The 11354-nt window shown below is 72.3% G+C and carries 11 protein-coding genes; 7 read left to right on the top strand and 4 right to left on the bottom strand.

Annotated elements, in window-relative coordinates; all coding sequences use genetic code 11:
- Positions 1-21: 21 nt before the first annotated feature.
- Entirely contained in the window at positions 22-846 is an 825-nt protein-coding gene (locus tag OG746_RS30095) for a peptidoglycan recognition protein family protein (RefSeq protein WP_266720392.1), read from the bottom strand.
- 93 nt (positions 847-939) lie between these two features.
- Here OG746_RS30095 and OG746_RS30090 point away from each other — a divergent pair, with 93 nt between their 5' ends.
- Positions 940-2136 carry a MarP family serine protease gene (locus OG746_RS30090; RefSeq protein ID WP_266720390.1) on the top strand — a complete coding sequence of 399 codons (1197 nt, stop codon included), beginning with the start codon at positions 940-942 and terminating at the stop codon, positions 2134-2136.
- Between the two features lie 25 nt (positions 2137-2161).
- On the opposite strand, the gene OG746_RS30085 is transcribed toward OG746_RS30090, so the two are convergent.
- Positions 2162-2755 (bottom strand): cysteine hydrolase family protein, encoded by a 594-nt coding sequence (locus tag OG746_RS30085; protein WP_266720388.1) that lies wholly within the window; start codon positions 2753-2755, stop codon positions 2162-2164.
- A gap of 85 nt (positions 2756-2840) precedes the next feature.
- Between OG746_RS30085 and OG746_RS30080 the strand changes: the two genes are divergently transcribed.
- On the top strand, positions 2841-3833 hold the full coding sequence (locus OG746_RS30080) for a GlxA family transcriptional regulator (protein ID WP_266720386.1): 993 nt from the start codon (positions 2841-2843) through the stop codon (positions 3831-3833).
- Positions 3834-3885: 52 nt separating this feature from the next.
- Here the strand turns inward: OG746_RS30080 and OG746_RS30075 are convergent, their stop codons facing one another.
- Entirely contained in the window at positions 3886-4707 is an 822-nt protein-coding gene (locus OG746_RS30075) for an SDR family NAD(P)-dependent oxidoreductase (RefSeq protein WP_266720384.1), read from the bottom strand.
- A gap of 120 nt (positions 4708-4827) precedes the next feature.
- On the opposite strand from OG746_RS30075, the gene OG746_RS30070 reads away from it, so the two are divergent.
- Positions 4828-5466 (top strand): TetR/AcrR family transcriptional regulator, encoded by a 639-nt coding sequence (locus tag OG746_RS30070; protein WP_266720382.1) that lies wholly within the window; start codon positions 4828-4830, stop codon positions 5464-5466.
- 241 nt (positions 5467-5707) lie between these two features.
- Complete coding sequence (locus OG746_RS30065; protein ID WP_266720380.1) at positions 5708-7036, top strand: FAD-dependent oxidoreductase; 1329 nt, start codon at positions 5708-5710, stop codon at positions 7034-7036.
- A 133-nt stretch (positions 7037-7169) separates the two neighbouring features.
- Here the strand turns inward: OG746_RS30065 and OG746_RS30060 are convergent, their stop codons facing one another.
- Entirely contained in the window at positions 7170-8633 is a 1464-nt protein-coding gene (locus OG746_RS30060; protein ID WP_266720378.1) for an NsdA family TPR-like regulatory protein, read from the bottom strand.
- Positions 8634-8931: 298 nt separating this feature from the next.
- On the opposite strand from OG746_RS30060, the gene lipB reads away from it, so the two are divergent.
- The 3 genes from lipB (at position 8932) to OG746_RS30045 (ending at position 11299) form a co-directional block, all read left to right on the top strand.
- On the top strand, positions 8932-9744 hold the full coding sequence (gene lipB, locus OG746_RS30055) for a lipoyl(octanoyl) transferase LipB (RefSeq protein WP_266720376.1): 813 nt from the start codon (positions 8932-8934) through the stop codon (positions 9742-9744).
- A gap of 134 nt (positions 9745-9878) precedes the next feature.
- A complete protein-coding gene (lipA, locus tag OG746_RS30050; RefSeq protein WP_266720374.1) occupies positions 9879-10868 on the top strand; it encodes a lipoyl synthase in 990 nt (329 codons plus the stop codon).
- 233 nt (positions 10869-11101) lie between these two features.
- Entirely contained in the window at positions 11102-11299 is a 198-nt protein-coding gene (locus OG746_RS30045) for an SCO2195 family GlnR-regulated protein (RefSeq protein ID WP_266720372.1), read from the top strand.
- Positions 11300-11354: the final 55 nt, after the last annotated feature.

The following is an 11354-nucleotide window of genomic DNA, read 5'->3' as shown; positions in this document are numbered from 1 at the left end:
GGCCGGGCTGGAGCCGGGGCGCTAGCGCCGTTTTTGCAGCGCCGCGGCCCGCTCCCTGATCTCGGGCAGCTTCCCCATCAGGGCGAGGCCGGGGCAGAACGTCTCGTAGCCGTCGCGGTGCCCGGAGACCGCGAAGAACTTGTGGGCCGTGCCCGTCCTGAAGCGGGCCAGGTCGTTGCTGGACACCAGGCGCACGTGCGAGCGCGGGTCGATCCCGGAGAGGCCCAGCTTCCAGGCGGAGACGGCGGCGATCGCGTCGGTCATCGCCTTCGGCACCGGGGTGCCCTCGGTGAACGTGCCGATCGCGGCGATGCCCGCCGTGTCCCGGTTGAAGCCCTGCGTGTGGGCGCCGACAACGGGCCGGCCTGTGCCGCCCGCGCGCCCCTCGTAGACGGTGCCGCAGCGGTCGACGAGGAAGTTGTAGCCGATGTCGTCCCACTCCTTGCCGCCCGAGGCGCCGCTGCCCGCCTGGCCCGCGTACAGGTAGCGGATGATGCGCGGCGAGTCCGCGCAGTCGTAGTCGTTCGGCGAGTCGGTGTGGTGCAGGAAGACGGCCTTGACGCGGTCGCCGTAGCGGACCGGGTCGCGGTGGTACGCCTCGGCTCCCGCGAGCCAGCGCGAGCGCGGCACGATCCGGGGGCGCTCCGCCGGTACCCGGCCGCCCATGCGGCTGCCCACGGGCGCGACCCGCTTCGCCGACACCGCGGCGGAGGCCGGCAGCTCGCCGCGGGCCGTGGCCGCGAAGCGCTCGGGCCCTGGCCGGTCGACCGCCGCGGCACACAGCAGAAGGAGCCCGAGGGCCAGGGCTCCGGGCAGCCAGCGCAACTTTCTCCGTACGAGGTGCACGCCTCCCACCCTGGGCCCGGCGCGGCCTGTGCGGTCAGCCACAGTGGGCCAGGTGGTGGAACCATCGGGGGCACCCGGGCGTTTCTTACCGGTATGGACCTCCACATACTCGACGTGCTGCTGCTCGTGGTGGCCCTCGCCTACGCCGTGTCCGGCTACCGGCGCGGACTGCTCGCGGGCTGCGTCTCGCTGGCCGGGTTCGTGGGCGGTGCGGCCGTCGGCGTCTGGCTGCTGCCGTTCCTGATGGAGACGGTCACGCCGGGCACCACTTCGGCCACGATCGTCGCCGTCCTCACGGTGCTCGTACCGGCGGTCGCCGGGCACGGGCTCGCCGGGCTACTCGCGGCTCGGGTGCGCGGCGGGATGTCGCACGCGCCGGGCCCGCTGCGCGTGGCCGACGGGGTGGGCGGTGGCGCGGCGACCGCGGTGGCCGTCCTGGTGGTGGCGTGGGTGGCGGGCAGCGTCCTCGTCGCCTCGTCCTCCACGGTCCTCAACCAGGCGATCCGGAACTCCTCGGTGCTCGGCGCGGTGCAGCACTCCATGCCGTCGACGACCCCGTCCTGGTTCTCGCAGGCCACAGGGGCGCTCACCTCGGCGGGCTTCCCGCAGGTCTTCGACCCGTTCGCGAGCGAGCCGCCCGCCAAGGTGGCCAAGCCGTCCGGGGACAACGTGACGGCGAAGGCGACCGGCGCGGCCCAGCGCAGCAGCGTCAAGGTGCAGGGCGCGTCCGGCACCCAGGGCCGCGAGGGCAGCGGCTTCGTGTACAGCTCCGAGCACGTCATGACCAACGCGCACGTGGTCGCGGGCATCGACGACCCGACGGTGCGGGTGGGCGGCACGGGCCACGCGTACGAGGCGAAGGTCGTCCTCTTCGACCCCGACAAGGACGTGGCGGTCCTCTACGTTCCCGGGCTCGACGCCCCGTCCCTCCGCTTCGACGACTCGGCCGGGCGCGGCGACGCCGCCGTGGTCGCGGGCTATCCGCAGGACGGCGGCCTCGACCTCCAGGCCGCCACCGTCGACGACACGATCAAGGCGGCGGGCCAGGACATCTACGGCTCCGGAAACGTCACGCGCGACATCTACTCGATCCGCTCCACGGTCCTGCCCGGCAACTCCGGCGGCCCGCTCCTCGACACGGACGGCGAGGTGTACGGAGTGGTGTTCGCCCGGTCCACGACGGACGACGGGACGGGCTACGTGCTGACGGCGGACGAGGTGTCGTCCGACGCGCAGCGGGCGGCGTCGGCGACGACGGCGGTGGACACGGGGGCGCTGGTCTCTTCCTAGGGCCTGTCTCCTGGTCGTGCGGAGGTCAGCTCAGCGACTTCCCGGTCGGGACGACGACTCCGTACAGGTCGGTGATCGTCGCCATCGCCCCGAGGTGCAGCTGCTCGGCAGGCACCTCGACACCGCCGACCGAGGTCAGGGGCCGCGTGGCGCAGGCGTCGGCGACCACGGTGGGCCGGTTGCCGCGCAGGAACGCGCCCTGCGCGGTGAACTGCACGCACATGTGCGACATGAACCCGATCACGATGACGTCCTTGTGGCCCGCGGCGTCGACGCGCTCGCCCAGGTCGGTGCCGACGAAGGAGTCCGGGGCCGGCTTGACCACCACGGCCTCGCCCTCGACGGGCGCCACGTCCGGGTGGATCTCCCCGATCTCGGCGCGGATGTCGTACGCGGAGCCCTCGCCGCCGTCGTGCTGGACGTGGACGATCGTCGAGCCCGCCGCGCGGGCCCGGGCGAGGAGTTCGACGGCGTTGTCGAGGGCGGTCCGCCAGCCCTCCAGCTCCATCACGCCGCGGGTGTAGGTGTTCTGGTAGTCGACCAGGATCAGCGTCGCGTCGGCGAGCGAGGCGGGCGTCTCGTCGAGGCCGTTGAGGGTGCGCAGAGTCGTTGTTGGCATGCCTGAAACGCTACGAGCGGCGCCGCCATGTCGGCAATGACGGCTAACATGCAGATTCGGACACAGCCAGGGAGAGGGGCCCACCGTGAGCGGCGGGAGCGCCACCGAACGACTCGTCGTCATCGTGCTCTTCGAAGGCGTCGACACACTCGACGTCACGGGCCCGCCCGAGGTGTTCGCGCTGGTACGCCGCGAGGGGGACGCCACCTACCGGGTCCTGCTCGCCGCCGAGACCCTGGACCCGGTCACCACCTCCGCGGGCGTACGCGTCCTGCCCGACGTCACCTTCGACGACGCGGCCCGCCTGAGCATCGACACCCTCCTCGTGCCCGGCTCGGTCGAGGCCGACCCCGAGCGCGGGGTGCGCGCCCTTGCGGAGCCCGCGGTGGTCGACCGGGTGCGCACGCTCGCAGGGCGGGCCCGCCGGGTCGCGTCCGTCTGCGTCGGGGCGCATCTGCTCGCGGCGGCCGGGCTGCTCGACGGCAGGCGCGCCACCACCCACTGGTCGACCGCGCGCCAACTCGCCGATGAGCACCCGGAGATCGACGTCGACCCCGACCCGATCTTCATCCGCGAGGGGGACATCTGGACCGGGGCCGGCATCAGCTCCTGCCTCGACCTGTCCCTCGCCCTGGTCGCCGACGACCTCGGCGAGCCGACGGCGCTGCGGGTGGCGCGGCAGCTGGTGATGTATCTGAAGCGGCCGAGCGGCCAGAGCCAGTTCAGCGTGCCGCTGGCACAGGCCTCCACGACGCGGCGCGTGGAGGACCTGCGTCAGCACATCACCCGGCATCTCGGAGAGCCGCTCACCGTCGCGGACCTGGCCGGGCACGCCCACGTCAGCGAGCGCCAGCTCACCCGGATCTTCAAGTCCGAACTGGGCACGACACCGAGCGCGTACGTCGAGTCGGCGCGCGTCGAGCGGGCCCGCCAGCGACTCGAATCGTCCGACGACACACTCGACCGCATCGCCTCCACCTGCGGTTTCGGCACGACGGACACGCTGGTGCGGGCGTTCCGCCGACAGCTCGACACGACACCGACGGCGTACCGGCACCGCTTCCGCGTCTCCGTATAGCGGCCCATCCGTATCGCGACTCATCCGTATCGCGGCCCATCCGTGCGACGGCTCAGTAGTGGGTGCCGCCATCGATACGGATCTCCGTACCGGTGATGAACTTCCCGTCATCGGAGGCGAGCATCGCGACGACGCCGGCCACGGACTCGGGCCCGGCGAAGCCCGCACCCAGTGAGGGCGACAGCTTCGCGAAGAGGCTCCAGTCGGTGTCCTCGGGCAGGCCGGGGCCCTGGCTCTGCCTGCTCTCGCCGGAACCGTCGGTCATGCCGGACGCGATGGAGCCGGGCTGCACGGCGGTGAACCGGATGCCCTGCTTGCTGTACTCGGCGGCCAGCGCGTGCGTCATGGACTGGATGCCGCCCTTGCTCGCCGCGTACGCCGCCATGTACGGGTGGGCGAACATCGCGGACGTGGAGCTGAAGTTGACGACGGCGGGGCCCTCGCCCCGGAGCAGCGCCGGTATCGCCTCGCGGATCATGAGGAAGGTGCCGGTGAGATTGACCGCGAGCACCTGGTTGAACTCGGCGAGCGTGGTCTTCTCGGTGTGCGAGGAGCGCAGGATACCGGCGGCGTTGACGAGTACGTCGAGGCCGCCCAGCGCCTGCACGGCCCCGGCCACGGCGTCGCGCACGGACGCCTCGTCGGCGATGTTCACGACGACGGTGGTGAGGCGCTCGGCGTCGGCGCCGGCCTTGGTGACGGTGTCCTCGAGACCGGCCTCGCTGACATCGGCCGCGACGACCCGGCCACCCTCCGCCAGCATGCGCAGCACGGTGGCCTGACCGATGCCGGATCCGCCACCGGTGACCAGCGCACGACGCCCTTCGTAACGAGTCAGGTGCTTCAGGTTGTTGGGGCGGTTGGGGCGGTTCATGACGACTCCTTGCGTTCCTGTGTGCGTCCTCGCACGCCGGCCACCGTACGCTTCGGTGGCACGTTTTGCCATAACGGCGTTTCGTGCCAGTTAATTCCCGATGCGGTTACGCTTCGTCGGGTGAACGAGCCCAGAACGCCCTCTCCGTCGCCTGCGCAGCCCTCACTGACCGAACGCCGCAAAGCGGCGACCCAGCTCGACATCGCCCGCGCGGCGATGGAGCTGTTCACCGAGAAGGGCCCCGACGGCACCACGGCCGAGGAGATCGCGCGCGGCGCCGGAGTCGCGCTGCGCACCTTCTACCGCTACTTCCGCAACAAGCAGGACGCGGTGGGCCCGCTGCTCGCGTCCGGCGGCGACCGCTGGCGCGAGCTGCTGGCCGCGACGGAGCCGGGCACGCCGCTGCCGCAGGCCCTCGAATCGGCCGCGGCGGCGACGCTCTCGCCTCCGGACGAGGCGGCGGAGGAGGCGCTTCAGGGCACCCGGACGCTGCTGCGCGCGGCCCAGGACGACCCGGCGCTGCGCGCCGTTTGGTACCGGGTCAACCAGGAGTCGGAGGAGAAGCTCCTCCCGGTGGTGACCCACCTCGCGGGCCCCGATGCGGACCCCCTGGAAACCCGCCTGACCGCAGCCGCGGCGACCGACGCGATCCGAGTGGCCCTGGAACTCTGGTCCACGACGAACGCCCCCACCTCAGGCCCGAACTCCCCGGCATCTTTGGCGATCCGCGGGTTGCGGCATTTGGCGGCGGGTGACTGACGGCGGGGACCGTCCGGTGACCGGCCCGCGGGAGACGTGTCGTACGGCCGCGGGACGCGTCGCGCACGGGGGCGCAGGGGCGTGCGACCGTCGTGCCCCCGTGCCGCCCCCACGCGCGACTGCCCGGCGCGTGCGCCGCGCCTACGCTCGAGTTCCCTGGTCCCCGAACTCAGGTATCCCGAGGGCGCGTTGAGGGCATGAGCCCCCGGACGCCAGCCACCCGACCCGCCGGAGGCACGCCGTGCTCGATCCTGCAGACGAAAGCTCGGGAGCCATCGTCGTCGTGGGCGCCGGGGTCGCGGGACTCGCGGCGGCACGGCACCTGGCCAGGGCGGGCCTGCGCCCGCTGGTCCTGGAGGCCGCCACGGGCATCGGCGGCCGCATGTCCACCGAGAAGGTCGACGGGTTCCGCCTCGACCGGACCGGCCGGCCGCTGTGCACCTCGTACCCCGAACTGCGCCGCAACCCCGCCCTCGCTCCCCTCGCCCTGCGCCGCTTCTCCCCCGGCGCGCTCGTACACAGCGGCGGGCTGCGCCACCGGGCGGGCGAACCCACCGGCCCCCGGCGCACAAGGGGCGCACTCAACACGGCACGCGCCTTGGCGAGCGCCCCCCGGAGTCCGCGCGGCACGCGCCCCACCATCGGCAGCCCGCTCGACCACGCGCGCCTGGGCGCATCCCTGTCCCGGCTCGCGGCGACCGAGCCGTCCCGCCTCCTCGCCCGCCCCGAACTCCCCACCGCCCAAGCCCTCTTGACCCGAGGCCTGCCACCCCCGACCCTCCACGGTTTCGTACGCCCCCTGCTCTCGGCCCTGCTCTGCGACCCGGACCTCCGCACCTCCAGCCGGTGCGCCGACCTCGCCCTGCACGCGTACGCGGCGGGCCGGCTCGCCGTGCCGGAGGGCGGCGCCGACGCGCTGCCGGAGCTGCTCGCGGCGGGCCTGCCGCCCGGCACGGTCCACACCGGCGTACGGGCCACGGCGGTCGCCACGACCTCGGTCACGACGACCGAACTCGGCCAACTCCCTTGCCGCGCCGTGGTGTTGGCAACCGGCGCGCACGACGCCGCCGAACTCCTCCCCGGCCTGCGCGTCCCCGCCTTCCACGAGGTCACGGTCGTGCACCACGCCGTGCCCGAGCCGCCACTCGCCGAACCCGCGCTGCTGCTCGACGCGGACCGGCTCGGCCCGGTCGCGCATACGTCGGTGATCAGCCAGGTGGACCCCACGAGAGCCCCGGCGGGCCGCGCCCTCGTCTCCTCGACGGTCCTCGGCCCACCTCCCACGGACCGCGAACTCCGCACCCAACTCGGCGCCCTCTACGGCACGTCGACCGCCGACTGGGAAACCCTGGCCGTGCACCACGACCCCCACGCCGTACCGGCGATGCCGCCCCCGCACGACCCGCGCCGCCCGGTCCGCCTCCTCGACGGCCTGTACGTGTGCGGGGACCACCGGGACGCCGGCACGGTGCAGGGCGCCCTCCACTCGGCCCGCCGAGCGACCCACGCGCTCCTGACGGACCTGGGCATCCCCGCCCCCAACGCACCCCCGATCCCCAACGCCGCCTGACCCCTCATACCGCGCCCGCCTCCGTGGCCCAACTCCGGGGGCGGGCGCCCCCACCCTCCGGGGGTGACCCGGCCACGCCCCCGACCCCGACGCCGCGCAGCAGACCCCGACCCCCGGACCACCCCCACCAACCTCACCCCAACGCCGCAACCCTCTCCCGATACCCCCGGACGGGCCCCGCATCGCGATACGGCTCCAACCGCCTCTCGAACTCCCGCACATACTCATGCGCCCGCACCGACCGCATGTCCGCCGCGGCCGACGCCGCCTCCGCCCCGAGCGCGCACGCCGAGTCCAGCTCGCCGAGACCCAGCCGCGCCGACGCCAGCACCACCCGGCAGAAGAGCCGGCTGCGCGCGAACCCCGGCGCCCGCAACTGCAGCGACCGCTCCGCATGCTGCGCCGCGGCCCGGTACTGCTGCAGGTCCCTGTGACAGTGCCCGAACTCGTCCGCCAACTGCGCCTCGTCGAAGAACCGCGCCCACGGCGGCACCTCGTCCCCCGGCCGCACCGCCCCGAGCGCCCGCTCGGCCCGCACCAGCGACGCCGTGCACGCCCGCACCTCGCCGAGCACCCCGTGCCCGCGCGCCTCCACGGCGTGCAGCAGCGCCTGCACCGCGGGCGGCGCCGAAGCCCCCACGCCCTGCTGCGCCACCCGCGCGAGCTGCACCGCCTCCCGCCCGTGCCCGAGGTAGACGGCCTGCCGGCTCATGGTGACCAGCACGTACGACCCGTACATCCGGTCCCCCGCGGCCTGCGAGAGCCGCAGCGCCTGCACGAAGTACCGCTGGGCAAGACCGTGCGCCGCGATGTCGTACGAGGTCCAGCCCGCGAGCCGGGTCAGATCGGCGACGGCGCAGAACAGCCGCCGCCCGTGCTGCTCCCCGTACGCCCCGCGCAGCATCGGCTCGGCCTCGTGCTCCAGGTACCGCACGAGGGCCTGCCGCGCGTGCCCGCCCCCGTACGCGTGGTCGAGCGCGCGGAACAGCTCGCCCACGGAGCGCAGCGCCGCGATGTCCCCGCTCGTCACCCGGTGCCCGGGCCCGCGATCGGTCTGCCCCCGCTGCCTCGGCACGGCGGCGCCCACCGCCTCCAGCGCCACGCCGGGCCGCCCCTGCACCGGCACCCGCTGCAACTGCTCACCGTGGGCCACCCGGTCGTCGGCGCGACCGATCAGCCAGTCGCGGCTGGGCACGACGAGCCCCGCCGGGGTGAACGCGATCTTGCGGAGTTCGGCGTGGCTGCCGGAGTCCTTGCGCCACAGACCGCTGACGATGTCGACGGCCTCCTCGGGCGATGCCGCGAACTCCAGACCCGCGTACACGGGCGCACACGCGTCGAGCCCGAGGTCCTGTGCGGAGAGGCGGCGGCCGAGGCGGCGTGTGAACACCTCGGCGATGAGCGCGGGTGTCGTCCCTCTGGGCTGCTGTCCGCGCAGCCACCGGGTCACGGATGTCTTGTCGTAGCGCAGGTCAAGCCCGTGTTCGAGCCCTAGCTGGTCCACGCGGCGCGCGAGGCCCGCGTTGGAGAAACCGGCCTCCGCGATGAGCGCGGCGAGCTGGCGGTTCGGGGTGCGCTGCGGAGGTCGTTCCGTCATGCTGTGCGTTTGCCTTCCGGGCCCTTGGAAGCGGTAAAGGGGGGCCATTGAGTGCCCCCCTTTAGTCGCTGCTCCCTCATGGAACGGCGTGCGCCGTGACCGGCTCCCGCTCACGGACGGCGCTGAAATTATCACGGAGCGCACACGGCGTCCCCCAATCAGCCGAGCCGAACCCCTCCTTCATCCGATCGTGTGACAAACCGCGCGAGGGGTGGACGGCTGAGCCGTAATCCGGGAGCCGTACAGTTGCTCCGGGCGCGTTATATGCACGGTGAAGGTTCTTAGGGAGGCACTTGCCGTGAGTGAGTTCCGGTTCGTCCGCATGGGATTCGGTGCGGACATGGTCGATTACCAGGTCGCCTGGGACGAGCAGCGCCGTGTGCACGCCGCTCGCTTCGCCGACGAGGTGCCCGACACCTGTCTGCTCCTGGAGCACCCGCCCGTCTACACGGCCGGCCGTCGCACCGCCCCCGAGGAGCGCCCGCTCGACGGCACTCCGGTCATCGACGTGGACCGCGGCGGCAAGATCACCTGGCACGGCCCGGGTCAGCTCGTCGGCTACCCGATCCAGAAACTTCCGCGCCCCGTGGACGTGGTCGCGCATCTGCGCCGCCTGGAGGACGCGATGATCGCGGTCTGCGCCGAGTTCGGCATCGAGGCTGCCCGGGTCGAGGGCCGCGCGGGCGTCTGGGTGCTCGGCGACCCGATCGAGGAGCGCACGACCCTCAGCGAGCACGGCGGCCTGTCCCTGGACTTCAATCCGCGGCTCAGCAGCGAGGACGAGGAGTTCGACCACCGCCTCGTCGGCCCCGAGTACGCGCCCTCGAATGCGGGCCAGCGGCACGAGGACCGCAAGATCTGCGCCATGGGCATCCGCGTCGCCAAGGGCGTCACGATGCACGGCTTCGCGCTGAACGTGAATCCGGACACGTCGAACTTCGACAAGATCATCCCCTGCGGCATCCGCGACGCGGGCGTCACCTCCCTCTCGTACGAGCTCGGGCGCGAGGTCACGATGGACGAGGTGCTGCCGATCGCCGAGAGGCATCTGCAGGACGTCCTGGGGAACGCGCACCTCGAGCCGCGCGCCGTCGAGAAGGCCTCGGTCTAGCCCGCACAAGGCCTCGGTCTGGTCCATACGGGGAATGCACCCCGCAGGCCGCCGGTTGGCCACCCGTAAGGGCCATGAACATCACGGGCGTACCCTGATGTACGCCGAGGAATCAAAGCTTTAGGGAGCCGGTCGTGTCCGCAGTCGCACCCGACGGACGCAAGATGCTGCGCCTGGAGGTCCGTAACGCTCAGACCCCCATCGAGCGCAAGCCCGAGTGGATCAAGACCCGGGCGAAAATGGGTCCCGAATACACGAAGATGCAGAACCTCGTGAAGTCCGAGGGCCTGCACACGGTCTGCCAGGAGGCGGGCTGCCCCAACATCTACGAGTGCTGGGAGGACCGCGAGGCCACCTTCCTCATCGGCGGTGACCAGTGCACCCGGCGCTGCGACTTCTGTCAGATCGACACCGGCAAGCCCGAGCCGCTCGACCGTGACGAGCCGCGCCGCGTCGGCGAGTCCGTCGTCACGATGGACCTGAACTACGCCACGATCACCGGCGTCGCCCGCGACGACCTGGAGGACGGCGGCGCCTGGCTGTACGCGGAAACGGTCCGGCAGATCCACCGCCAGACCACCAACCGCGCCGACGGCCGCACCAAGGTCGAGCTCCTCGCCCCCGACTTCAACGCGAACCCGGAGCAGCTGGCCGAGGTCTTCTCCTCCCGCCCCGAGGTCTTCGCGCACAACGTCGAGACGGTCCCGCGGATCTTCAAGCGGATCCGTCCGGGCTTCCGCTACGACCGTTCGCTGAAGGTCATCACCGAGGCCCGCGACTTCGGCCTGGTCACCAAGTCGAACCTGATCCTCGGCATGGGCGAGACCCGCGAGGAGATCAGCGAGGCGCTGCGCCAGCTGCACGACGCCGGCTGCGAGCTGGTCACCATCACGCAGTACCTGCGCCCCTCCGTGCGGCACCACCCCGTGGAGCGCTGGGTCAAGCCGCAGGAGTTCGTGGAGCTGAAGGACGAGGCCGAGCAGATCGGTTTCTCCGGCGTCATGTCGGGCCCGCTGGTCCGTTCCTCGTACCGCGCGGGCCGGCTGTTCCAGATGGCCAAGGAGCAGCGTCAATCAGCTGCTCCGCAGCGGGGAGGCTCGTACACGGCCTCGCAAGCCGTGTGAATTCAGGCACAAGAGGCTACTGATCGGTAGTGGCCGGTATGACGCGGTCCTGACGATCCCCGCAGCTGGGGGCACCGTCAGGGCCGCGTCTGCGTTTGCGGCGCGAGCGTCAAGGCTTCATTGGTGTTTGACCGTCCGGTCACGCCCTGGTAACACCAATCAGTGACTCTGGAATCACGCCCCGTACATCCCGTGCCACAGCCGTGATCACCCTTCGAGGGGGGACCTCAACCATGCAGGCCGCGCCCGTCCGCGCCACCGCCATCCCGACCGTCACCGACGCACTGCGCGCCGTCGAGTCGCTGCTCATGAGCAGCGGCCAGCGCACCGCTCGCCGCAATGCCTGGACCTCGGTCCTGGAGGACCGCCGCCGCGCCAAGGACCGTGTCGAGGCGCAGCGCGTCCTGGAGGCCGTCGCGGCCCGGGGCTGAGAGATCTCGGGGGCCGACGCGGGTTCTACCCGCTTCACCGGCCACGTAGACTTCA

Source organism: Streptomyces sp. NBC_01016 (assembly GCF_026341035.1).
In the GTDB taxonomy this organism is placed as follows: Bacteria; Actinomycetota; Actinomycetes; order Streptomycetales; family Streptomycetaceae; genus Streptomyces.
The sequence above is the reverse complement of the archived record's forward strand: the minus strand, read 5'-3'. Positions and strand labels throughout refer to the sequence as shown.

Bases quoted from the DNA above. Each gene is read 5' to 3' on its own strand.
- OG746_RS30090 (WP_266720390.1), top strand. From the start codon at position 940: ATGGACCTCCACATACTCGACGTGCTGCTGCTCGTGGTGGCCCTCGCC.
- OG746_RS30085 (WP_266720388.1), bottom strand. From the start codon at position 2,755: ATGCCAACAACGACTCTGCGCACCCTCAACGGCCTCGACGAGACGCCC.
- OG746_RS30075 (WP_266720384.1), bottom strand. From the start codon at position 4,707: ATGAACCGCCCCAACCGCCCCAACAACCTGAAGCACCTGACTCGTTAC.
- OG746_RS30060 (WP_266720378.1), bottom strand. From the start codon at position 8,633: ATGACGGAACGACCTCCGCAGCGCACCCCGAACCGCCAGCTCGCCGCG.
- OG746_RS30045 (WP_266720372.1), top strand. From the start codon at position 11,102: ATGCAGGCCGCGCCCGTCCGCGCCACCGCCATCCCGACCGTCACCGAC.